Origin of the sequence: Paraburkholderia sp. GAS82, from assembly GCF_050436285.1 — a bacterium.
GTDB lineage: Bacteria > Pseudomonadota > Gammaproteobacteria > Burkholderiales > Burkholderiaceae > Paraburkholderia > Paraburkholderia phenazinium_B.
Map to the genome: position 1 here is coordinate 181,236 of NZ_JBNDLX010000004.1, position 23,209 is coordinate 204,444.

Consider the following 23,209-nt stretch of genomic DNA (forward strand, 5'->3'; position numbering starts at 1 on the left):
AGCTGGTCCGCTCGATGACGACGCGCGACGCAGCGCCGGTCAGTTTGTCCCTGAATAGTATCGGCTCGCCAGTACGCGTACTGCGACCTACCCCACGTAAGCGCAACCATCCTTCATGCTCAGGCAGCGTCCTTGCGGCACATTCCATGTGGAACAGACTCACCGCGGCCCCCGCTCGAGACGCGTGCGCTTGCGTGTGCGGTAGGCAGCAGTGTTGTATCTGCGTCACCCATACCATGCCCTCCTATATGCGGGCTGGCGTTGCTTGTGGCATCTGGGATTTTCAGCCCGAGACCAGACCGCGGAAGTTGGCTCCAGCATAGGAACTGAGGATGGAAACTGTGAAAATAAGCCCCGACAAAGGCTCCTCTCCCGGCAAACGATCGAGAATCTGCCTGATCTTCGCCACGCGGGGCCGCGCCGAACTCCTTGAGCATGTCATCGCCTTCGTCGATTTGCAGACTGTCAAGCCGGACCTGACCATTGTCTCCTGCGTGTCGGATGAGGATGTGGGCAACGTGGCCAGCCACCCCGGAATACTCGTGATCAAGGGGAAGCCCGGCCTCCCCGCGCAACGTAACAATGCGTTGAACCATGTGCCGGACGGCTTCGATGTCGTGATCTTTCTGGACGATGATTTCCTGATGCATGGCACATGGATTCAGGAAGTCCTCAAGGTCATGGACAGCGACCCCTCGATTGCCTGCGTGACTGGAACCGTCATCGCGGATGGCATCCATGGACCGGGTTATTCTTTCGAAGAAGGACGGGCAATCCTCGCCAGGACGAATGAAATTCCGGAGAGGTTATCCATCACTTCGACGGGCGGTCCCTATGGATGCAATATGGCATTCCGGGCGCGCAGCATTGCAGGCCTTCGCTTCGACGAGCGCCTGGTTCTCTATGGCTGGCAGGAGGACCGCGACTTTGGAGGCCAGATCTGGAATCTGGGCAGCCGCGTGGTTCGCATCAATACTGCGCTCGGCGTGCACCTTGGCGTCAAGCGCGGAAGAGTATCTGGGCGCAAGTTCGGCTATTCGCAGGTTATCAATCCGCTCTATCTGGTGAGAAAGAATACGATGCCGTTGCGCGATGCGCTTGACCACGTTATGCGTAACGTGGGCAGCAATATTGTGCGAAGCGTTGCGCCGGAGCCTTGGGTCGACCGTCGGGGCCGTCTGAGCGGCAATCTGATAGGCCTGTGGGACTTTCTGCGCGGAAGGCTGACGCCCGAACGCGCGGCCAAGCTGTAACTCACACGCGCCGGACTAAAAGGTCCTAAAAGGTCCGGCGCACTCTCGCAAGCTTCTCTTCGACAGAACGCTTGCGGCCGCGCCGCGGCTCCATCACCACTTCGACATTTTCCACGTTCACCGTTTCTACGTTCGCAGCTTCTGCGTGCATGACGGGTTCCGCGTTGTGACTGGGCCAGACATAGGCCGCAGATGCAACCCGTGTCTGGCGCCTCGACACGCCCGTCGATGCAAGCGGCGAGAGTGCGCCCGCAGCGGCCGCAAACAGGTAGAAACACGAGCCAAGCTCGAACACCCCGGCCGAAGTCGAAGCCACGATCAATGCTGCGATCATGGCGTGCCGGGACGCGTAGCAGATGGCGCGCTCCGTGAACGAGTAATGGGTTGGCATGGGCGACAACAAAGACTTGCCCACGAATATCCCATAGCAGACCACACCCACCACGCCCAGGCTCCCCAGCAAGACCACCAGGAAGCTCGATGCCCGGATGCTGCCCAATCCAACGCCTATCCCATAGGTATCGAAGAAGTTGGTGATGCCCTGATTGTTCCACCCCATCCGTTCGACGCCGGAGGAACTGCCCGCTTTACTCAGGATCGCAGCGTCGACAAAATCGCCAATCGTCGTTACCACCGCCGGCAGGAAGAGCATGACATAGATCACTCCGAGCATGCCGAGGCAGGCCGAGATGAGCCACATGCGCTGCTTGCGTGCGGCGGCGTCACGCGTGACGAGACCGGGCCGGCTGAACACCAGCACGACCAGATACCCGGCCATCCCGACATAGGCGCTCCCCGACGTGGACAGCAACATCAGTATCCCCGTCGCAATAGCCAGCGCGCCAGCCAGTTTCTGCCGCCACCCGACCAGCCACAGGTTCAGGCAAAAGACAAACAACGGCAGTGTGAAGGTCGAGAATGCGGACGTCTCGCTGAACGTGCCGCTGATGCGCACCAGTCCACCCAGTTCCTCGCCGCTCAGGTCGGCGAACTGCGCAGTCTTGACGGACGAGAGAATGTCCATGCCGGCGATGTGCGACACGGCATCGAGCACGCCCGCGACCACGTCGAGCAGGGTTAGCAGAAGGAGAGCGTTGGCGAGCGTCCTGTACGTGCCACGCCACTTCAGAAACGCATACATGCAGCAATACACCAGCACGTCGCCAATGCAATACACCGCCTGGGACAGATTGCCCGAGACGGGAGCGAGCGGCTTCAGCAGAATTTCCGTGGTACTGCGATCGACCGGAAACACGAGCGTCGTACCGAGCAACAGGCGCGGCAGCAGCATGGCGCCCACGCTTGCCCACACGCAGTTGCACAGCAGCCAGAAGCCCGGCTGATCCATCGAGAACGCCTCGTTAATCTTCTTCCCGCCCCCCATCTGGAAGGCCTTCAGGACGAAGAATGCGAGAAAGAGCTGCGGGGGCAGGATGCCGATTCCGCCCAATCCGAGCGCGAGCGCACAACCGAACAGCGAGTACACCGCCATTCCGTAAACCACGCCGCTATGCGACGTGTAGAGCGCCACCATGCCGGTGACGATCACCAGGATCCCAAATACCGTCAGTTCCACTTGCTTGAACCCCTATCCGTTCACCGCACGCTCATGCGCGAACGATCCTGTTGCTGCACCGTCTTATGCGGAGCGTCGGTACTGGAGCGCCGGCTGTGCATCGGCGAACCCCTTGTTGTCATGCATCGCGCGTTCCACGACATCCATGAATTCGTGTTTGAACCGTTCCGCTGTAAAGCGCAACGCATTGCGACGGCAGACTTCCCCGCGAAACGCCGGGCGCTGCTCGAAACGCTCCACCGCATCGACAATGGACGCCACAGTCTGTTCTTCGAAGAACAGCCCGGTGCCGCGTTCGGGATCCGCCGAATCGATGACGATCTCCCGTACACCGCCGCGGCCCAAAGCGATCACCGGAGTGCCGCAGGCCTGTGCCTCGACTACCGAAATGCCAAAATCCTCTTCCGCGGCGAAAACGAAGGCACGCGCGCGTTGCATGTAGTCCACCAGCACCGCATCGGGCTGATAGCCGAGCAGCGTCACGTTGGGCGTCGCGCTCGCTTTGGCGCGCGCGAAATCAGTGCCGTCGCCGATTACCACGAGACGCCGCGAGGGCATCGCCGCAAAGGCCTCGACGATCAGCGGAATCCGCTTGTACGGCACCATGCGCGAGGCAATCAGATAGAAGTCCTCATGCTGGGTGCCAAGCTCGAATCGCTCGACATCGACAGGCGGGTAGACGACTGTGGCTTCGCTACCATAAGCCTTGCGGATGCGCCTTCCGACGAAGGCCGAATTGGCGACGAAAGCGTCCACACCGTGGGCGGTGCGCTGGTCCCAGATACGCATGTAATGCAGCAGCAGGCGCACGATCCAGCTCTTCATTCCACGTTGCATGCCGGCTTCGGCCAGATATTGATGCTGCAGATCCCACGCATAGCGAATCGGCGAATGCACATAGCTCACATGCACCTGATGCGGTCCGGTCAGCACGCCCTTGGCCACGGCATGGCTCGACGAAATCACGAGGTCGTAAGAAGAGAGATCGAACTGCTCGATCGCCAGCGGCATGAGCGGCAGATAAGCGCGAAACGATTTGCGCGCCCGCGGCAAGTGTTGAATGAATGAAGTATGGGCGCGCTTGCCGCCCAGCACACTGCGCTGCGACTCCGGGAAGAAATCGACGATGCTGTAGAGATCGGCATGGGGAAACAGTTGCAGAATCTGTTCCACCACCTTTTCCGAACCCGCGTATGCAGCGAGCCAGTCGTGCACAAGGGCGACCCGGCCGAAACGACGTGTGTCGCTTGCAAGGGTTGCGGCAAGCGTTACATTAGCCACGGCGAGATCTCCTCGATCAGTTTAACTGCGGTGGCACGCCAGGTCAGTTCCGCGGTACGCGCGCGGCCCCGCTCACGCAGGCTCGCGCGCAACGCAGCGTCGCCGGTGATCTGTTCAAGCAGGCGCGCCAGTTCCGCGGGATCGTCCGGTGAGGTATAGAGCACGGCATCGCCGCACGCTTCCATCACGGCCGGCAACCTCGAGGCGATGACGGGACAGCCGAGCGCCAGCGCTTCGACCGGCGGAAGTCCGAAACCCTCGTAAAGCGACGGATACACAAAACAGGCCGCACGCTGGTAGAGCGCTGCCAGCTCGCCGTCGCTCACGTAACCGAGGTGCTTCACGAATTCGGGCAAGGCATTCTGGCCCGCTCCATACACCCGCGCATCGCCGCCGCCCACCACCACGATGTCGAACTGCGCATCGTTAATGAGGCGCGCGGCCTCGGCCACGAGACGAAAATTCTTATGCCGGTTGAGGCTTCCCACCGCCAGCACGAACGGACGTCCGTTCAGCGTGGCCTCCACGGCGCCTTGCTCCTGCTGGACGCGCAACATGTGCTCGCCGCTCTCGGGCACGACGCCAATCTTGCCGGCAGGAATCCGGTAAGCGTCGCTCAACTCGCGCCGCGAGAATTCCGACACGGTCAGCACGCGGCGCGATACCCGGCCGATGCGCGGCGCCATCAGCCGGTACCAGGCGACAAAGGAGCGGCTATAGCTGTCCGGCACGCGCGCGGGCGCTGCATCGTGCAGCACCGTCACCTGGCGGCCGTACAGCAGCGGCCCGGAGTTGCAGAGATTGACCAGCAACCGTCCGGATGCGGCCTTCGGCAACGCCAGCTGTTCCCAACGCAGGCCGCCGCCTTTACCGCTCGCCCGCAGTCCGACGTGCCTGAACGGATTGGCCATATCGGCCAGTGCTTCGGGCACGACGATCTCGGTCCTCAGTCCGGCGACGAGCGGATCGCCCACTTCGATCATCTGGTCGAGCGCCCGAATGGTCTCGAATGCAAAGCGATCGACGCCCGTCGCGCGTCGGCCCAGAAATCGGCCATTGATTACCAGATTCGGAATATGCAGGGATTTCATCGGCGGGTTCCGGGCATCGCTCAAAGTACGTCGTTACGCGTGCGCAAAGTCACCGCGACACACAACCAGATTCGGCAGACCCTGTGATACAGGTCTTATGGCCCAGAGTGTGACCGACCCACCGCCAGAAAAATGTTCGCCGTCGCTCATGCAACGCCAGTTTTCAGAGGGGGCGCCCTATCCGTTCGCCGCCCCACACACGAAGCACGCCACCACGCATCAAAATGATCGATGAATACGCCTCCATACTAGGTGAACCCATCGAGCTGCCGGCATGGCGCAAAGCGCGCGGAACCGGCAACCTTCCCGCGCAAGGAGTCCCCGTGAAGCATTCCGCAGCAACCGCCCATAACGTGCTCGCCAGCCCAGCCGCCCCTCCCGGCGCGCGACACGCGAGACGGGAAAGGCCCTACAGGGCGTTTGGCGTGCGCACCGCCGCAAGCCTCGCAGCCAGCCTCTGCGCGCTCGCATGCGCATCGACGGTGCAAGCCGCCGATGCCGTGCGCGCCATGCCAACCGACGCCTTCATCGAAACGCTCGCTGTCATTACGCACGTGAACTACACCGATGGCGCCTATGTCAATGTGCATAACGTCGCCGACGATCTGGCATGGCTCGGGATCCACTACGTTCGCGACTATGCACCCGGCGACTCGCCGCCGTTTTCGACTTATGTCTATCTCGCGCAACGCGGCGTCAAATTCAACTTCCTGACGGGCTCGAAGTTCGTGGAAGCGATCGGGCAGGCGGCGAAGCTGAACGCCGCCGTGCCTGGCAGCGTCGCGGCCGTCGAAGGTTTCAACGAGATCAACAACTGGCCCATCCCTTATCACGGTCTCACGGGCACGGCCGCCGGACTGGCCGTGCAGCGCGAGATCTTTACACGCGTACACGCCACGCCGGAGCTCAAGGGCGTACCCGTCTACGATCTCACGGGCTACGACGAAAAGACGGTCGACACACGCGCGGATTCGGCCGATTACGCGAATCAGCACGTCTACCCGCAAAACGGCGAACAACCCACCTATAACGCGAACGGCGACAGGTGGATGGGCTCGGCCATCGATGTCGTCAAGAAGTACCATCTACCGCTCGTCATCACCGAATTCGGCTACTTCTCGATGCCTCAGGCGGGCTGGTACATGATCGGCGTCGACGAGCGGACCCAGGCCAAAGGCATTCTCAACGGCTACATGGACGCGGCGGCGGCGGGCGTGAAGCGGACCTATGTCTACGAACTGCTCGACGAAAAGCCCGACCCGGACAGCAAGAGCGGCGAGATGCACTATGGCCTCTTTCGCAACGACAACAGTCCCAAGCCGGTGGCCGAGGCGATCCGTAATCTCACGTCGATCCTGAACGACGGCGCGCCGCACCGTGCCAACGGCGCATCGCAAGGCACGCTCGCGTATACGCTCCAGGGAATGCCGGTATCGGCCAACAGCCTGTTGCTGCAGAAAAAGGATGGTCGCTTCGTGCTGGCGCTATGGAACGAAACGCCGATCTGGAACCGGGAGAAGGGAAAGCCGCTCACCAGCCCACCCGCCAGCGTCGAACTGGACCTCGGCGCGCAGGTAAGCCGTATCGACGTGTACGATCCACTCGTTTCGGCAACGCCCGGCGCAAGCCATCGCGACCTGCGCCAACTCACCGTGGATGTACCCGATCACGTCATTCTGCTCGAAATCACACCGGCGAATACACCGGGAACCTGAGCACCTGCCAAGTTAGCACCTGAAAGTGCAACCGCCGCGTCTCGCGCGGCGGTTTTCGCTTGTGTATCAGCCAACCCTACGTCGGCACGTCATTGCCATGGCTGGCGTAGCCGTAGGTGGTATACGCCCTTCCGTAGCGGCCTGGCCTCGTCGGCATCGCGTCGTTGAAAATTACGCCGCGAATCGGCACGCCGATCTGCTCAAATCTGCGCGCGGATTCGCGCAGCTCTTCAACCGTCGTCACGCCGTGTCGCGCAATCACGAACACCATGCCGGCGAGAGATGCCACGATGCCCGAGTCGGCTACCGGCAGAATCGGCGGCGCGTCGATCAGCACCACGTCGTATTCGCTGTCGGCCTGCTGGGCGAACGCGAGGAAGTTCCGATGTTTGAGAATCTCGCTCGCGCTCTGCATGTAGCCGCCGTTGGCAACGAAGTCGACGCCAGGCAGTATGTTGCGGTGTACCGCATTTTCGAACGTGCGGCCACGCGTGACGATATTCGAAATGCCCGGGCTGCACGGCACCCCGAGGTACTGATGCAACGTGCCCCTTCTCAGGTCGGCGTCGACGAGTAGCACACGCTGTCCCGATGCGCCGATCAGCGCCGCGAGATTGACGGACACGAACGACTTTCCGACGATCGGTGTCGGCCCGGCAAGCAGGACGATCCGGTTCGGTGCGTCGACGAGCGCAAATTCAAGCGCGCTTCTGAAGCTTCGCAGACTTTCGATCGCCGCATCTCCGCTTGCCGAATGCGCTAGCACCAGGTTCGAGTCGACGTTGGTCTGGAGGCTTCGCGTGAGCGTTTCCTGCACCTTGCTGCGCGGGATGGTGGCGTACACGGCCAGCCCCGTCCCTGTTTCGATATCGTCCTGAGCCGTGATCCCGTCGAAGACCTTGCGTTTGAGCAATACCACCGCGACGCTCACGAACAGGCCCGCCATCAGGGCTCCGATCAACGCGAGCGCACGTTTCGGACGAACCGGACTATCCGGCACGATCGCCGGGTCGACCAGTCGCACATTCGACACCTTACCTGCCTTGAGCAGACGCAGCTGTTCACGCGTGTTCAACAGGTTCGTGTAAATGGTGGTGTCTACCTGAACCTCTCTCTGCAGCCGCAGCAGGCTCTGCTCCATGGGCGGCAGTTGCCGCGTGACGGAGGCAATGCCGCCAACCTCCCGTTCGGCTTCGGCCAGTTCGTCATTGACCGCGATCACCGCTGGGTTTTCCGACGTGTACCGCGCAAGAAGCAACGCCCGCTGCTGCTGAAGATCGGCAACCTTGCCTTGCGCGAGAGCCGAGCGTTGCAGAAGCGCGGCGGCCTCTGCGTTCAGATCCACCGTCCCGTTCTTCGCGCGGAACGTGTTGAACTCGCTTTCCGCGGTCTCCAGTTTGGTCTTCAGTTCAGGCAACTGACCATCGAGGAAGGTGATCGACTTCTGCGCCTCTTCCTGGGTCCGCAGGACATTTTGCCGGACATATGCCGTGCCGATCGCGTTGAGAATGGCGCTGATCTTCTTCGGGTCGGTGCCTTCCAGCGCAACGCCGATCACGTCCGAGTCCTTGCCCTTCTCCACAATCAGCAAGCCCGATTGCACATCCTGGATCGCGGAAAGCTCGGAAGTCCGGACCAGTTCGAAACGTACGCCCGGCTTTCCGACAACCTGGTCGACGAGAAGAGCGATCGGCCCGTACTCCGTGTCTGCGTGCATCAGTTCGCCGACGCGCCCGGACAAATCGATATCTTTGTACTTCAGCGAATAGTTGCCGTTCTTCTGCAGCGTCAGGACGAATTTCTCGCCTTGCAGCGCGTCGGGCACATCGAATTTTGAAACGCCGATCCGCTCGTCACCCCATGCATAGCCGCCCAGGCCCGAGTGGGACAGGTCATTCAGATGGTTGGCAATCCACCGGCCGACCACCGGAAAATAGCGCGGCACCGCGCTGAGGTTCAGTTGCGCAGCGGTCACGGCTCCTGCAATCACCAGCCGCGAACGCAAAACCTCGATCTCGGCCGAAGCGGCCGTCTTGACGGCGAACATCGACTTCACGTCGCCCAGGGCGTCCTTGGCGGCGGTCGGATTCTCCTCGACCTGGATCAGAATGTCGGCCTGATACACGGGCGCTGCAAGCAGTGCATAAGCCGCACCCACAAAGAGAAAGCAAGCGGTGATCAGGAAGATCAAGCCGCGGTTCTGATACAGGACGTCTATATAGCTACCAAGGTGGTCGCCCTGCGGAGGGCCTACATCTATCGTGTCCATCGACGTGTCACGGTACTTCATGCGCCCCCTCCCCATTCCCACGCGCTCCGGCGGCGGCTGCTCCAGCGCGCCACCGGATGCCTTACCACCGGGCCTAACAAATAGTTGACTCATCAGTAACCAACGGCCCGGCTAGCGGCCGCCGCCTCCGTGCTAGGCACAATCAGGCCCATCACGCGGCTCCACCTGACCAGTGCAGACGCATCGACGAACACGACGTCATTCGGCTTCAACGGGAAGCCATCCGCGGTCGCCATCGCCGCCGGAGACCCGGCGTTCAGGTGATAGACCACCGGCTTGCCCGCATCGCGTCCACGCACGACGAAGACCTGCGACGCATCCCCCGAAGTCTGGCTGATGCCGCCGGCGTCGCCGAGCGCTTCGTTCAGGCTCATCCGGCCGTTGTTGAATGTCAGGCTGCCGGGGCGGTTCACTTCGCCGAACACGTAAACTTTCGTGTCGGTCTGCGCGAAGACGCGCACCAGATCGCCCCTGCGCAATTCGATGTTGTCCGGATTCACACCCTTGGCGATCATGTCGGGAATGTTGACAACCACGGTCTTGTTGCCTCGCGTAATCGCGACCTTCGAGCGGTCCGCGACCGGCGTAAATCCGCCGGCACGATTGATGGCTTCGGGCAAGGTCATCGGCATGTCGTTAAGCGCCAGCACACCGGGGGTCTTGACTGCACCATCCATGTAGACGCGCTTGCTGCGATAGGCTTCGATCCGCAACGTGAGCTGAGGCTGCCGCACATAACGGCTGAGCTTTTGGGCTAGTGCGTCGCGCGCTTCCATTTCGGTGAGCCCTGCAACCTTGAAGGGACCGATATAGGCATACTGGATCATGCCGCCCGAGTCCACCGTATAGCCGGAGGTCATCGAATCGGTGCCGGTCGCCTCCGGTCCATTGGTCGCGGAGGCGCCGGGCATATTCAGCTCGGGGTGATCCCAGACGACGATACTCAGGATGTCGCCCGGCCCCAAGGTGTACGGCTCGGGCTTCGCGAACAGTTGCGTGACGTCGTCGGGCACCGTATTCGAGCGTGCAGCGCGATCCTTCTCTACCAGATCGTCGGTAATTTCGATCAGCTGGCCTGCCGGCGGCGCGTCCGCCCCCTTACCGGGGTGAGCGTTGGACGCCGCGAGGTTGCTGGTATCCGCAGGGGTCTGATTAGACATGCCCGATGGGGCGCTGTATGACATCCCCGGCGACCACGCACAGCCGGCGAGGCATGCCGCCAGCACAACGCCGGCGATTGCGAGCCCAACCCGTCGCGGATGGCATCCGGCATCAGATCGAGTCAATGAATCGGGCACTTCGGCCGTTTGCGCTTCAACCAGCACGTTTGACTTTGATGCGTTCGTGGTCCTTTCCGAACCCAACTTGTTGCATGACATCATCGCTACTCCCTTCCGTCGCGCGCCCAAGCCACTGCCCCCGCTGAGACGCACACACCGCTATGTAGATTTTTTTATGCTCTAGTCCGGGACGGCTACCGCCTTCATCGCCGACGATACCCGGCCCCCCAAAATCAACCCGCCATATCACCTTCAACCAATCCGGCCCGCTGTTTCAGTACGCCCCACTACCTTTGAAGACAACCTTGAAAGTCTTGAACAGAATCGAGACATCGCGCAGCAATGACCAGTTCTTTACGTATGCGACGTCCAGTGACACCCGCGTCGCGTAGTCCGTGGTGCTGCGCCCGCTCACCTGCCACAAGCCGGTCATGCCAGGCTTGGCCATCAGGTAGTACCTGACGTTTGCGCCATAGCGCTCCAGCTCCTGATCGATGACGGGCCGCGGTCCGACGAGACTCATGTCGCCGCGCACCACGTTCCACAGCTGCGGCAATTCGTCGAGACTCGTGCGGCGCAGAAACCGCCCAATCCGCGTGATGCGCACATCGTTCTTCAGTTTGAAATCGCGTTCCCACTCCGCACGCACCTGTGGGTCGCTTTCGATCAAGGCCTTGAGCACCTGATCGGCGTTCAGAACCATCGAACGGAATTTCAGGCAACGAAAGCTCTTGCCATTACGTCCTACGCGAACGTGTCCGAACGTCGCGGGACCGCCGTCGCTCATCACCAGAACCGCAAGCAGCGCGAACACGGGCAGCAGCGAAACAATCAGCAAGGTGCCGAACACGATGTCAAAGCCGCGCTTGACCACTTGTCGCGCTGCTCCTGCGCAGTCCAGACCGGTCTTGCCGGAGCTCGCCGCGCTAGCGGGTGCCGTGGATCCCGCGGAACTCGTATCGAACTGTGGTGCGTCGACCGTCGCGGTGCGGAACAGGCGCAGTCCTGCATTCCGGGCAAGGTTGAATTCAGCAAAGATCAACGTATGCGAGCCAAGCAGCGAGATGCCGGTCGTCAGCGTCCAGTACAGAAACCACGGCATGGACACCTGATTCTCGCGATGAATGGCGTACAGCAGGGCGAGACCGCAGAGCTGCACTGCCAGCCACGCGAACGCTGTACGGCTCGCGAGACTCACCACCGAGCGGGTGCGTCGCGACGGGTAGGTTCCGCACGCAGGAAACACGGACAACGCAAGCGCGGCCACGAACGCGACCAGTGAAGGATCAAGCTGATGCGGATGACCTGCCTGCGGCAGATTCAGATGCAACGCGCCGACCGCACCCAGTACGATCAGTGCGATATCGATCACTCGATGGACTAGTTCTGACATTTCGGTTACCCCAAACCTTAACGTTCTCCGCACCGAGCGTTTCGGCCTCGTCGCGACACATGGTTAATGCGCTTGCCATCCGGATGGCCATAGACCAGCGACGGAAAGCTCGCTTCCTGTATCGCTAGCGGCGAGACGCGCCCTATCGTCCACGCCGACGTATCCCATCGACCGCACCTTGTTGATCCCGAACGGCAGCTTGCCCCGGGGTTCGGCTCTTCCACGCCGTTCAGCGCGGAGCATGCACACTCGTTCACGGGTACTCCGTGCCGGTGCGCGTCACCGTTTTATCCACCGGTTAAGCACTCTTTCAGTCCACAGTAATAAGCTACGTCCTCGACCGGATACATTCCGTGCGGCATCACACCAACCGCACGGTTTCATCGGCGACGACGGAAGATCGTCCAAAGAAGCAGCGATGAATTTTCAAAATATTGTCAAGAAAACGTGTGGCCGCCTTCTTCGTCTAAAGGCCAAAGAAGTTCGCGTTTTGGGTGTGCGGCAGCGTGAAAAGCAGCGTGCGATTGAAATGCGAAACGCCAGGACAGAGGCCTCGCGCCCGTTTAATAATCAGACCCGGCGAATTAATTCGCACAATGCTGATTCATTAGGAAAACGAATTTTCAATAATTCATGCATTGCTGAAACACGCCCGGTACTTTCGTGCGGGCGATTCAACGTCCTTGATGTGGCGTCAGATAAAAACGCTGACGTCTGTTCGAAAGCGCACGGCCAGCGCCTTTGCCACGTTCTTGCTGATTGCCCGGCGTCCTGCGAGGATGTCGCTGACCACAGTGGGCGAGGCAATATCGGCCAGGTCCTTTTGCTTGAGACCGTGGGTTTCCAGCAGATGGCGCAGCACCTCACGCGGCTCCGCGCTGGGCACCACCACCTGGCGAGACTCCCAGCCGCCGATCAGAGCGGACAGAACGCCGAGCAGATCCGTTAGCGGATTGTCCGCGTCGCCGTGAAGGTGGTTCGTCAGCGCATTCGCGAGCTGCGTCAGCTGCTCGTATTCCTGCTCATTGCGAATAGGCTTGAGAGGCACCTTGCTCTGCAACGCAGCCCAAGCTTCAACGATATCGGGGACCTGGCCCGAAAGGCGATCGGCATTCATGTTGTTTGAATTTTCCTTGTCAGAAGATCGTATTCTTTAGGCGTTGGTCAATGCGGGCTGACAGCGAGCGCTGTTCTCTCACGACTCCCTCTCCCTGAATGACGGCAATTACCCATATCAATCTTTTCATTTTATTAAGGATGACGAATTGCTAACAGTTCGAAAGCATTTAATCGATCCGTACCGCCGGCGTGGTCGCCGGACGATGAGGCGAGCAGTGCCGCTCATCGCTTTCGCGACTTCACCTGGGCGTAACTGTCTAACGCCACGAGACCGAGTTTAAAAGGAGCGCCGTCCGCAGAGCGTGCGCCCGACCACACTCCGCAATCGAGAGACAGCAAAATGTGAGGGTTTGTCGACTAGCCGAAAGGGGAACGCCGAATGTTGGGGGAACAGCAAACGCGATCGGAGCAGGCTGGCGCAGAGGAGAGAGGACGTGGGCCGGCAACCGGGAGAGGATGACGGCGCGGCGGGTCGCCTGGGAGATGCGCATTCGCGCCACCGTCACCGCGTCGCGCCTGACGCGGTGCGGTGCCTTGAACGCGCAGCTTTATTTAACGCGGCGTGTAGCGGATGGTTTCTACGCCGGTGTCGGTGCCAAGCAGCGACAGGGTCGCTCCGCGTTCTGCGAAGAGACCTACAGTGACGACGCCTGGCCACGCATTGATCTGTGCTTCGAGCGCGCGAGGATCGGCAATCTTCAGCCCTTTGATGTCGATGATCTCGTTGCCGTTGTCGGTAATAAACGGCGTGCCTTCCTTCGTCACGCGCACCACCGGCACGCCGCCCAACGCGATCACGCGGCGGCCGATTGCGGTGCGTGCCATCGGCACCACTTCCACCGGCAACGGAAACTGGCCGAGCACATCGACGCGTTTCGATGAATCCACGATGCAGACGAACACTTCCGACACCGACGCCACGATCTTCTCGCGCGTCAGCGCACCGCCGCCGCCTTTGATCATCGCACCGCTGGCGTCGATCTCGTCCGCGCCGTCGACATAGACCGGCAGCGATTCGATTTCATTCAGATCGAGCACCTTGAAGCCGTGCGACTGCAGGCGCGCGGTGCTCGCCAGCGAGCTGGACACGGCGCCGCGATAACGGTGCTTCGTGGCGGCCAGTGCATCGATAAAGCAGTTGGCGGTCGAGCCGGTGCCGACGCCGATCACGACGCCTTCGGGTACGTTGGCGTTCACGTAGTCGGCGGCGGCCTGACCGACCAGTTGCTTGAGTTCGTCTTGAGTCATGGGAATTGCTGGCTAGAGGCGGAAAACCGCAAGTTTACCGGACTAGCATGCGCCGCTCGAACTTATCCGGCAAGTGGGCACAATCGGGACCGGAAGACCCGGCGCGGCACGACAGTCATTGTGCATGCCGCGTCCTGAATCAGGCCTTGGCCTTCACCGAGCGTTGGCGCACGGCTTCGAACAGGCACACGCCGCTCGCGACCGACACGTTCAGGCTTTCCACACTGCCGGCCATGGGAATCTGCATGACTTCGTCGCAAGTATCGCGCGTCAGGCGGCGCATGCCCTCGCCTTCCGCACCCATCACGAGCGCGACCGGACCGTCGAGCCTGGTCTCATACAGGCTTTTGCTCGCCTCGCCCGCCGTGCCCACCACCCATACGCCGGCGTCCTTCAGTTCGCGCAGCGCGCGTGCCAGATTCGTCACCGTGATGTAAGGCACCGTATCGGCCGCGCCACTCGCCACTTTCGCGGCCGTCGCGTTGAGGCCGACGGCGCGATCGCGTGGCACGATCACCGCATGCGCGCCAGCCGCATCGGCGACCCGCAGACACGCGCCGAGGTTGTGCGGATCGGTCACGCCATCGAGCACCAGAATCAGCGGCGAACCGTTGATGCCATCCAGCAGCTCCGCGAGATTCTGCGCCAGCGGCATGTCCCCTGCCCGCGCCACCACGCCCTGGTGGCGCTCCGTGTGCGCGAGGCCCCACAGGCGCGTTTCGTCGGCAGCAATCAGACGCACGCCCGCTTCCTTAGCCGTGTGCAGGAACTCCGTCATGCGGCGGTCTTTGCGCGTCGCGTCGTAATAGACCTCTTCGACCGTGGACGCATCGTGACGCAGACGGGCGGTCACCGCGTGGAAACCGTATAGAACCTTGAGACGTGACATGACTGAACAACCTTTGATTGAGCGCGCCGCGACGCGGCTGCGCTACTGGGATAAAGACAAACCGAAATGCAGACCGCGCGCAACCGGCACATGAACCTGTACCGGTTGCGCGCGGCGAACCCGCTGCAGCGAGCCTGCTGGTGCCGACTCGCCTCGCGATTTGCGTGTGAGCTCAGCGCTTCTTGCGTGTCTGTGCCTTCGAAGAAGAAGCAGACTTGGCCGAGGCGCCGTGTTTCCTGGCGGCGCTGCGTGCCGCGCGCGCCTCCTTGACCGCGAGCGTCGGCGCCGGTGCGGCCTTCTTGCGGCGTGCCCCTGCACCGGCTTCCGCCGGCGCCAGAGAGCGTACACGTGCACCGCCGCTTTCAACGGCAGCCTTATCGGCGAGCGCGGGACGCGCACCCGGCGACTTGATCGGCGTATCGCGCACCAGCCGGAAGTCGATCTTGCGTGCGTCGAGATCGACGCGGCTCACCTGCACGCGCACCCGGTCCGACAGGCGGTAGCGGATGCCCGTGCGTTCGCCGCGTAGCTCGTTCTTGATCTCGTCGTACTGGAAGTAATCGGAGCCCAGTTCGGTGACATGCACGAGGCCTTCGATAAACAGCGCATCGAGCTGCACGAAAATGCCGAATGAAGTCACGCCGCTCACCATGCCGCCGTACTCTTCACCGAGCTTGTCGCGCATGAAGTAGCACTTGAGCCAGGCTTCGACGTCGCGCGAGGCTTCGTCCGCCCGACGCTCGTTGGCCGAGCAGTGCAAGCCGAGCTCTTCCCAGATCGCCACGTTGTTCGAACGCGTACGGCCGCGCTTTTCGTCGTCGGCCTGCTGCATCGCGCGGGCGCGCGGCGACAGCGCCGTATTCAGATCGACGCCATGCGGCGCTTCCGGCGTGTACTTGCGCCCCTGCAGGACCGCGTAGATCGCACGGTGCGTCAGCAGATCGGGGTAGCGCCGGATCGGACTCGTGAAGTGCGCGTATGCCTCATACGCGAGACCGAAGTGGCCGATATTGTCCGGACTGTAGACAGCCTGTTGCATCGAGCGCAGCAACATGGTCTGCAACATCTGCGCGTCGGGCCGGTCGCGGATGTGCGCCATCAACGCGGCGTAGTCGCTCGCGTGCGGCGAGTCTCCGCCGCCCAGCGTCAGGCCCATGCCACGCAGGAACGTGCGCAGGTTCTCGAGCTTTTCGGCGGTCGGTCCGGCGTGCACGCGGTACAGGCCCGGGTGCTTGTTGCGTTTCATGAAGTCGGCCGCGCAGACGTTCGCGGCCAGCATGCATTCTTCGATCAGCTTGTGCGCGTCGTTGCGCGTGCGCGGGATGATCTGTTCGATCTTGCCCTGCGCATTGCAGACGATGTAGGTTTCGGTGGTGTCGAAGTCGATCGCGCCGCGTTTTTGCCGGGCGGCGAACAGCGACTTGTAGACGCCATACAGATTCTGCAGTTGCGGCAATAGCGCCGCGCGGCGCGTTGCTTCCGGGCCCTTGGTGTTCTTCAGCACCGCGGCGACTTCGGTATAGGTCAGGCGCGCCGACGAGTGCATCACACCCGGATAGAACTGGTACGCCTTGATCTCGCCACGCGCGGTGATCACCATGTCGCACACCAACACGCAACGGTCGACGTGCGGGTTTAACGAACACAGGCCGTTCGACAACTTCTCCGGCAGCATGGGAATGACGCGGCGCGGGAAGTAGACCGAGGTGCTGCGTTCGATCGCGTCCACATCGAGACCGCTCTTCGGATGCACATAGTGCGAGACATCGGCGATCGCCACGATCAGGCGAAAGCCCTCGCCCTTGCCGACCGCGATTGGCTCGCAGTACACCGCATCGTCGAAGTCGCGGGCGTCTTCACCGTCGATCGTAACGAGCGGCACATCGCGCAGATCGACGCGATGGCGAATATCCACGGGACGCACTTCGTCCGGCAGCCTTGCGGCGTCGTCGAGCGCGGCCTGGCTGAACTCGTGTGGCACGCCGTACTTGCGCACGGCGATTTCGATTTCCATGCCGGGGTCGTCGATATCGCCCAGCACTTCCACCACGCGGCCAAGCGGCTGCGAATGGCGACTCGGGAAATCCGTCAGCTCGACCACCACCACCTGGCCGACCTTGGCCTTCTTGGTGTTCTGCGTGATCAGGATGTCGTGGCCGATGCGCTTGTCTTCAGGTGCGACGATCAGCGCGCCGTTCTCGTTCAGCAGTCGCCCGATCACGCGCTTGTTGGCGCGGTCCGTGACTTCGACGATGTGGCCTTCGGGCCGTCCGCGCCGGTCATAGCCGACGATCCGCGCCAGCACGCGGTCGTTGTGCATGACCTTCTGCATCTCGCCAGTGGGCAGGAACAGATCGTCCTGACCGTCGTCGCGCACGAGGAAACCGTAGCCGTCGCGATGGCCCTGCACTCGGCCGCCGACAAAATTAGACGGATGCGTAAGCTGGTAATGATTGCGCTGATCGAGCCGGATCTGGCCGTCGCGCTCCATGGCCGCGAGACGCTTGAAAAATCCTTCGCGCTCCTGGCGCTTGATCGACAACGCTTCGGCAATGTCATTCGCTGCAAGCGGCGCTTCACTCGTGCGGAGCACGCCGAGGATTTCCTCGCGGCTCGGAATCGGGTACGGATATTTGCTCAAGGGCTTGTCGATGATTTTTTCTCGTTGCATGGACGTCGGTCGGCGTTATGACGCGGCTCTGTTGCACCTGCGATTGACTGCTCGGGTCTGGCTCATTCAAAGCTGAGTCCGACGGGCCTGGGCACCGTGCCAACGAACTACTGCGAGGCATTCTAACACCCGTATTGCGCGCCAAGCGGCGCGTCAATACTTGCTGCAGTACTTGCCGTGAACCGCAATCCGACGCCATGCGGAGGCTTTCTCGAAATGCTTGACAGCTTTGAAGCTGTCGCTATAATAGCGGTCTCTGTTGTACAGACACCTGCCCAGGTGGCGAAATTGGTAGACGCACTAGGTTCAGGTCCTAGCGGTGGCAACACTGTGGAGGTTCGAGTCCTCTCTTGGGCACCAGATTCAAAAGCAAAGCCGCTTCCGAGCGGCTTTGCTTTTTGTGTGAGGCTCTGCGGTTCGTTTGAACTTGTTCGAATGAATAACAGGGTATCGGCAGTGCGGAAGTCAGTATCGAACGTGATTCGATACCTGAAAGTCCGGACGGTGCAATGAAGCGGTCGTTGAAGTCCCCATTGACACGCTGAGTCGTCCCGTTAAAATAACGGTTTAGCTTGAAAATGTGCCCAGGTGGCGGAATTGGTAGACGCACTAGGTTCAGGTCCTAGCGGTGGCAACACCGTGGAGGTTCGAGTCCTCTCCTGGGCACCATCGGTTGTTCCGGCATAAGCCGGCGAAGTTCGAGAAACCCCGTAAGATCAACGTCTTACGGGGTTTTTTGTTGCCTGCGTTCTTGTCCGCGAAAGCCAGCAACGCCATCGTATGTCGACAAATGCAGTTGGGCTCCGAATGAGCGTGGCTGCGTTTCAACCCAGTTCGCCCGCTTCGCTTCGAAGATCCCCGGCGATGAAATCGACAAACGCGCGAATCCGCGTGGACATCTGGTGCCGTTGCGAATAGACGGCGAAGATATCCGCGTTCGGCGTGTCGTGATCGGGCAATACGAGGACCAGCGAACCATCGGCCAGATATTGCTTGATGTCCCACTCGGCCCGCATCAGGATGCCGTGTCCTTCCAGCGCCCACTTCACCGCGATTTCGCCGTCGTTCGTCGTCAGCGTCCCGTTGATGCGCACGGCCTCCGTTTTGCGTGACGCTCCCCTGCCCGAAGTCAGACGCCACACGCCGTAAGCCTCGTCACCCTGGCGGATGCCGATGCAGTTGTGCCGCGTCAGGTCATGCGCGGTCACCGGCATCCCACGTGCAGCGATGTACGAAGGCGCCGCACACAGCAAGCGCCGGTTCGTCGCCAGACGACGCGCGACCACCCGCGTATCGGGTGGCTCGCCGAAGCGGATGCAGACATCGAACGTATCGTCCGTCAGCGGAGGCGGCGTGACCGATAGCTGAAGCTGAACCGATACTTGCGGGTGCTTCGCAACAAAGCGCGAAATCGCAGGGGCGACGTGGCTGCGCCCAAAGCCAAGCGTCGCGTTCACGCGCAGCAATCCCTTCGGACTTTTCTTCGCGGTACCCAGCAATTCGGCCAGTTCGTCGATCTCGTCGAGAATCCGGCGCGCGTGCTCAAGGTACAACTCGCCCTCCGGCGTCAGCATCATCCGCCGCGTCGTGCGGTTGATCAGTCCCACGCCCGCGCGGCTTTCCATCTGCGTCAAATGCTTGCTGACCGCCGCTGCCGTCAGTCCCAGTTCCCGCGCGGCGGCGCTCAGGCTGCCGGACGCCGCAAGCGTCGAGAAAAAGCTCAAATCCGACGGATCGACCGTATCTCGCATGGCTTTCACTTGTGAATGAAAGTTAAAGATGCTTTGAGTCTAGCACCGGTTTTTGCGCCCGGAGATAGGTAGAGTTCATTCATTCGTACAACACCTGAAGGACGGAGACATGAAAACCTATCGCATCGCGACCATCCCTGGCGACGGCATCGGCAAGGAGGTCGTACCGGCCGGCGCGCAGGTGCTCGAAGCACTGGCAAAGACGACGAAGTCGTTCGCATTCGAATTCGAGAACTTCGACTGGGGCGCAGACTACTACCGCGAGCACGGCGTCATGATGCCCGCCGACGGGCTCGACGCGATCCGCAACAAGGACGCGATCCTGTTCGGCTCGGCGGGCGATCCGGACATTCCCGATCACATCACGTTGTGGGGCCTTCGCCTCAAGATCTGCCAGGGCTTCGACCAGTACGCCAACGTGCGTCCGACCCGCATCCTGCCGGGTATCGACGGACCGCTCAAGCGCTGCGGGCCGGAGGACCTGAACTGGGTCATCGTCCGCGAAAACTCGGAAGGCGAATATGCCGGCGTAGGCGGACGCGTCCACCAGGGACACCCGATCGAAGCCGCGACGGATGTGTCGATGATGACGCGCGCCGGTGTCGAGCGGATCATGCGTTTTGCGTTCCGTCTCGCGCAATCCCGTCCGCGCAAACTGCTGACCGTCATTACGAAGAGCAACGCGCAACGTCACGCCATGGTGATGTGGGACGAGATTGCGCTGCAGATTTCGAAGGAATTCCCGGACGTCAAATGGGACAAGGAACTGGTGGACGCGTCGACCGCCCGCATGATCAACCGTCCCGCCTCGCTCGATACGATCGTCGCCACCAATCTGCACGCCGACATCCTCAGCGACCTCGCCGCGGCACTCGCCGGCAGTCTCGGCATTGCACCGACAGGCAACATCGATCCGGAACGCCGCTATCCGTCGATGTTCGAACCCATCCACGGCTCCGCGTTCGACATCATGGGCAAAGGTCTCGCCAACCCGGTGGGCACCTTCTGGTCGGTTGTGATGCTGCTCGAACATCTGGGCGAATTCGACGCGGCAAAACGCGTGATGCAAGCCGTCGAAGCGGTGACTGCCGATACATCGCTGCACACCCGCGACCTTGGCGGCACGGCAACGACCGCGCAGGTGACCGCGGCCGTCTGCTCTTTCATTGAAAAAGCCGCAGTGCCCTCGGCCAACGCAGCTTAACTCTCCATCAACGGCTCCCCAGGGGCCTGGAACGCACGGCCGTCATCCGGCGGCCGTGGCCCCGCTCGCCCCGAGCGCGGCGATACGAGGGTTTGACCGGCAAGCGCGCCGAAAAAAAACAGGAGAACCGCACCGGACGGCCACGACGCGCTTTGTAACTCAACTCCGTCTCTGAATAGAGCACTGCTCAAGCCTCCACGGAGGAGACAATGATTTCCGAACTCGAAAGCCGGGTTTCGCGCAAGCTCATGCTGCGCATTATCCCGTTCGTGATGCTGCTGTATTTCGTGAGTTTTCTGGATCGCGTCAACGTGGGGTTTGCGGCGCTGTCGATGAACAAGGCTATCGGTCTGTCGCCGACGGCGTTCGGTCTCGGCGGTGGACTGTTTTTCATCGGCTATTTTCTGTGTGAAGTGCCGTCGAACCTGATTCTTCACAAGGTCGGCGCGCGCCGCTGGATTGCCCGCGTGATGGTGTCATGGGGAATCGTGTCGGCGGCCTCCGCGTTCGTGATCGGCCCGAACAGCTTCTACGCGCTGCGCTTCCTGCTGGGCGTCGCCGAAGCGGGCTTCTTTCCCGGCATCATTCTGTATCTCAGTCTGTGGTTCCCATTGCGTCAACGCGCGGTCGCTGCAGCATGGTTCATGGCCGCCGCGCCGATCTCGACTGCGATCGGCTCGCCGATTTCCGGCGCGATCATGAAACTGCCTCCGCTAGCCGGACTTGCCGACTGGCAGATGCTCTACATTCTCGAAGCGGTGCCGGCAATCATCCTGGGCTTCTGCGTGCTGAAGTACCTCACGGATACACCGGCGAAAGCGGAGTGGCTGCAGCCGGAAGAGCGCGAATGGCTGATCGCAAAACTGACGACGGAAGCAGCAGCGAAGCAGTCACATGCCGGCCACACCGCCGGTGCACTCACCGCCTTGCGCGATCCACGGGTTCTGGCGCTGGCGCTGATCTACTTCGGCACGTCGGCAGGCCTTTATACGCTTGGACTGTGGGCACCGCTGATTATTCGCCAGTATGGCTTCGGATCGTTCGAAACAGGTCTGCTGGCAGGCGCGCCGAGCGTTCTCGCGGTCATTGCGATGATCTGGTGGGCGAAGCATTCGGACCGCACGGAAGAGCGCACGTGGCACGTTGTCATCCCGTGTATCCTGGCATGCCTCGGATTCATCTTTGCCGGTAGCGCGGCTACAGCGCTGATGATCATCCTGGCGCTCGTAATCGTGAACATCGGCATCAGTGCAGCCAAGGCACCGCTGTGGGCGATGCCCAGCATGTTCCTGTCAGGCGCCGGCGCGGCTGCGGGGATTGCGATGATCAATTCAGTGGGCAACCTGGGCGGCTTCGTCGGCCCGTTCGCGATCGGATGGCTCAAGAACGTAACGGGCGGCTATGCAGCAGGCTTGTATGTGGTGGGTGCGACGTTGGCGGTGTCGGCCGTCGTCACCGTGATGCTGAGCCGGCAGTCGAAGCAGCCACCCTCGCCTGTTGCCGAACGGCACAGCCACTGAGCGGGGATTCTGCCCCGCCCTGCCGTCACAGCACCTTGCCGGGATTCAGAATGCCGAGCGGATCGAGCGCGGCGTCGATCTGATTGTCTGGCATCGCATCGTCGTCCGGCGTTACTTTGTCGAGATGTCGATATCACCGAAGTATTTCGCGCCGAGTGACTTCACGCTGCCGTCCGCCTTGAGTTTCGCGATCGCCTCGTTCAGCTTCGCCTTCAGCGCGTCGTCGCCCTTGCGCACGCCGAACGCGATCCCGCTGCCGAGGATCTTGTCGTCGTGCACCGGTTGCCCGACGAACGAGAAGTCCTTGCCGTCCGGACGCTGCAGGAACGGCTGGCCCGCCGGCGCGAGCAGCAGCGTGCCGTCGAGGCGGCCCGACGTCAGATCTGCGAACACCTGGTTCTGATCCTGGTACGGCACCACAATGACGCCGGCCGGTTCCCAGTGCACTTTCATGAACGTCTCCTGGATCGAACCCTGCAGCACGCCGATGCGCTTGCCTCTCAGCGATTCCGTCGTCGTCACCAGACCGCTGCCGGTGCGCGCGATCAGTTCGGTGGGCACGCGGTAGATCGGGGTCGTGAAGTCAATCGCCTCGCGCCGCTTGTCGGTCGCATTCATGGCCGAGTTGATCGCGTCGAACTTGCGGCCGTTCAGCGCCGGAATCAGGCCGTCGAACGACGTCTCGGACCACGCGCACGTCATTTTCGTGGCCTTGCACACCGCATTGCCGACATCGATGTCCATCCCTTGCAACTCACCGTTCGGCGCCTTCGATTCGAACGGCGGATATTGCGCCTCAAGGCCGAAGCGCAGCGTCTGCGCATCGGCGAGCGCCGCGCAGGAACCGAACGCGCAGGCGAGCGCAAGCCAGAATTTCAGGTGCTTCATCGTGATGTCCTTTTATTGGAATCTTGGATCGTCGGGCGGG

General features: G+C 61.6%; 16 protein-coding genes and 2 tRNA genes. 6 read left to right on the forward strand and 12 right to left on the reverse strand.

All coding sequences use genetic code 11. The annotated features are described in order from the left end of the window. The first annotated feature begins 332 nt into the window (after positions 1 to 332). Positions 333 to 1,253 (forward strand): glycosyltransferase family 2 protein, encoded by a 921-nt coding sequence (locus P3T17_RS14320; protein ID WP_429407390.1) that lies wholly within the window; start codon positions 333 to 335, stop codon positions 1,251 to 1,253. A 25-nt stretch (positions 1,254 to 1,278) separates the two neighbouring features. Here P3T17_RS14320 and P3T17_RS14325 read toward each other — a convergent pair whose 3' ends face one another. The 3 genes from P3T17_RS14325 to P3T17_RS14335 all read right to left on the reverse strand — a co-directional run bounded on the left by P3T17_RS14325 (position 1,279) and on the right by P3T17_RS14335 (position 5,201). Beyond that, a complete protein-coding gene (locus P3T17_RS14325) occupies positions 1,279 to 2,829 on the reverse strand; it encodes a hypothetical protein (protein WP_429407392.1) in 1,551 nt (516 codons plus the stop codon). Positions 2,830 to 2,892: 63 nt separating this feature from the next. After that, the gene (locus P3T17_RS14330) at positions 2,893 to 4,110 is read right to left on the reverse strand and encodes a glycosyltransferase family 4 protein (RefSeq protein ID WP_429407394.1); all 1,218 of its coding nucleotides are present in this window, start codon (positions 4,108 to 4,110) and stop codon (positions 2,893 to 2,895) included. After that, on the reverse strand, positions 4,098 to 5,201 hold the full coding sequence (locus P3T17_RS14335) for a glycosyltransferase family 4 protein (protein ID WP_429407396.1): 1,104 nt from the start codon (positions 5,199 to 5,201) through the stop codon (positions 4,098 to 4,100). The genes P3T17_RS14330 and P3T17_RS14335 overlap by 13 nt, the downstream gene beginning before the upstream one ends. A 323-nt stretch (positions 5,202 to 5,524) precedes the next feature. Here P3T17_RS14335 and P3T17_RS14340 point away from each other — a divergent pair, with 323 nt between their 5' ends. Then, positions 5,525 to 6,916 carry a calcium-binding protein gene (locus P3T17_RS14340; RefSeq protein ID WP_429407397.1) on the forward strand — a complete coding sequence of 464 codons (1,392 nt, stop codon included), beginning with the start codon at positions 5,525 to 5,527 and terminating at the stop codon, positions 6,914 to 6,916. 76 nt (positions 6,917 to 6,992) lie between these two features. Here the strand turns inward: P3T17_RS14340 and P3T17_RS14345 are convergent, their stop codons facing one another. The 7 genes from P3T17_RS14345 to rnr form a co-directional block, all read right to left on the reverse strand. Next, entirely contained in the window at positions 6,993 to 9,206 is a 2,214-nt protein-coding gene (locus P3T17_RS14345; protein WP_429407399.1) for a GNVR domain-containing protein, read from the reverse strand. A 92-nt stretch (positions 9,207 to 9,298) separates the two neighbouring features. Then, positions 9,299 to 10,366: a polysaccharide biosynthesis/export family protein gene (locus P3T17_RS14350; protein WP_429407401.1), complete on the reverse strand. Its 1,068-nt coding sequence runs from the start codon at positions 10,364 to 10,366 to the stop codon at positions 9,299 to 9,301. A 394-nt stretch (positions 10,367 to 10,760) separates the two neighbouring features. Continuing rightward, positions 10,761 to 11,879, reverse strand: coding sequence for a sugar transferase (locus P3T17_RS14355; protein ID WP_429407403.1), 1,119 nt, complete (start codon positions 11,877 to 11,879; stop codon positions 10,761 to 10,763). 694 nt (positions 11,880 to 12,573) lie between these two features. Continuing rightward, positions 12,574 to 12,996 (reverse strand): helix-turn-helix domain-containing protein, encoded by a 423-nt coding sequence (locus P3T17_RS14360; RefSeq protein WP_074264931.1) that lies wholly within the window; start codon positions 12,994 to 12,996, stop codon positions 12,574 to 12,576. Positions 12,997 to 13,550: 554 nt separating this feature from the next. Further along, positions 13,551 to 14,246 carry a ribose-5-phosphate isomerase RpiA gene (gene rpiA / locus P3T17_RS14365; RefSeq protein WP_429407405.1) on the reverse strand — a complete coding sequence of 232 codons (696 nt, stop codon included), beginning with the start codon at positions 14,244 to 14,246 and terminating at the stop codon, positions 13,551 to 13,553. Positions 14,247 to 14,385: 139 nt separating this feature from the next. Beyond that, a complete protein-coding gene (gene rlmB, locus P3T17_RS14370) occupies positions 14,386 to 15,135 on the reverse strand; it encodes a 23S rRNA (guanosine(2251)-2'-O)-methyltransferase RlmB (protein ID WP_429407406.1) in 750 nt (249 codons plus the stop codon). A 172-nt stretch (positions 15,136 to 15,307) separates the two neighbouring features. Next, positions 15,308 to 17,806 carry a ribonuclease R gene (gene rnr, locus P3T17_RS14375; RefSeq protein WP_429407408.1) on the reverse strand — a complete coding sequence of 833 codons (2,499 nt, stop codon included), beginning with the start codon at positions 17,804 to 17,806 and terminating at the stop codon, positions 15,308 to 15,310. Between the two features lie 273 nt (positions 17,807 to 18,079). Between rnr and P3T17_RS14380 the strand changes: the two genes are divergently transcribed. Together P3T17_RS14380 and P3T17_RS14385 are read left to right on the forward strand one after the other, a co-directional pair. Beyond that, positions 18,080 to 18,166, forward strand: a tRNA-Leu gene (locus P3T17_RS14380). A 222-nt stretch (positions 18,167 to 18,388) separates the two neighbouring features. Continuing rightward, a tRNA-Leu gene (locus P3T17_RS14385) sits at positions 18,389 to 18,475 on the forward strand. A 155-nt stretch (positions 18,476 to 18,630) separates the two neighbouring features. On the opposite strand, the gene P3T17_RS14390 is transcribed toward P3T17_RS14385, so the two are convergent. Then, positions 18,631 to 19,557, reverse strand: a complete 927-nt coding sequence (locus tag P3T17_RS14390) for a LysR substrate-binding domain-containing protein (protein ID WP_074264935.1) — start codon at positions 19,555 to 19,557, stop codon at positions 18,631 to 18,633. A 109-nt stretch (positions 19,558 to 19,666) separates the two neighbouring features. On the opposite strand from P3T17_RS14390, the gene P3T17_RS14395 reads away from it, so the two are divergent. Beyond that, positions 19,667 to 20,761, forward strand: a complete 1,095-nt coding sequence (locus tag P3T17_RS14395; RefSeq protein ID WP_429407409.1) for a tartrate dehydrogenase — start codon at positions 19,667 to 19,669, stop codon at positions 20,759 to 20,761. A gap of 209 nt (positions 20,762 to 20,970) precedes the next feature. Then, a complete protein-coding gene (locus tag P3T17_RS14400) occupies positions 20,971 to 22,281 on the forward strand; it encodes an MFS transporter (RefSeq protein WP_429407411.1) in 1,311 nt (436 codons plus the stop codon). Between the two features lie 111 nt (positions 22,282 to 22,392). Here P3T17_RS14400 and P3T17_RS14405 read toward each other — a convergent pair whose 3' ends face one another. Next, positions 22,393 to 23,169 carry a transporter substrate-binding domain-containing protein gene (locus P3T17_RS14405; RefSeq protein WP_429407413.1) on the reverse strand — a complete coding sequence of 259 codons (777 nt, stop codon included), beginning with the start codon at positions 23,167 to 23,169 and terminating at the stop codon, positions 22,393 to 22,395. Between the last annotated feature and the right edge of the window lie 40 nt (positions 23,170 to 23,209).

Bases quoted from the DNA above. Each gene is read 5' to 3' on its own strand.
- P3T17_RS14335 (WP_429407396.1), bottom strand. From the start codon at position 5,201: ATGAAATCCCTGCATATTCCGAATCTGGTAATCAATGGCCGATTTCTG.
- P3T17_RS14320 (WP_429407390.1), top strand. From the start codon at position 333: ATGGAAACTGTGAAAATAAGCCCCGACAAAGGCTCCTCTCCCGGCAAA.
- P3T17_RS14395 (WP_429407409.1), top strand. From the start codon at position 19,667: ATGAAAACCTATCGCATCGCGACCATCCCTGGCGACGGCATCGGCAAG.
- P3T17_RS14400 (WP_429407411.1), top strand. From the start codon at position 20,971: ATGATTTCCGAACTCGAAAGCCGGGTTTCGCGCAAGCTCATGCTGCGC.
- P3T17_RS14390 (WP_074264935.1), bottom strand. From the start codon at position 19,557: ATGCGAGATACGGTCGATCCGTCGGATTTGAGCTTTTTCTCGACGCTT.
- P3T17_RS14345 (WP_429407399.1), bottom strand. From the start codon at position 9,206: ATGAAGTACCGTGACACGTCGATGGACACGATAGATGTAGGCCCTCCG.
- rpiA (WP_429407405.1), bottom strand. From the start codon at position 14,246: ATGACTCAAGACGAACTCAAGCAACTGGTCGGTCAGGCCGCCGCCGAC.
- rlmB (WP_429407406.1), bottom strand. From the start codon at position 15,135: ATGTCACGTCTCAAGGTTCTATACGGTTTCCACGCGGTGACCGCCCGT.
- P3T17_RS14405 (WP_429407413.1), bottom strand. From the start codon at position 23,169: ATGAAGCACCTGAAATTCTGGCTTGCGCTCGCCTGCGCGTTCGGTTCC.
- P3T17_RS14355 (WP_429407403.1), bottom strand. From the start codon at position 11,879: ATGTCAGAACTAGTCCATCGAGTGATCGATATCGCACTGATCGTACTG.
- rnr (WP_429407408.1), bottom strand. From the start codon at position 17,806: ATGCAACGAGAAAAAATCATCGACAAGCCCTTGAGCAAATATCCGTAC.
- P3T17_RS14350 (WP_429407401.1), bottom strand. From the start codon at position 10,366: ATGTCTAATCAGACCCCTGCGGATACCAGCAACCTCGCGGCGTCCAAC.
- P3T17_RS14360 (WP_074264931.1), bottom strand. From the start codon at position 12,996: ATGAATGCCGATCGCCTTTCGGGCCAGGTCCCCGATATCGTTGAAGCT.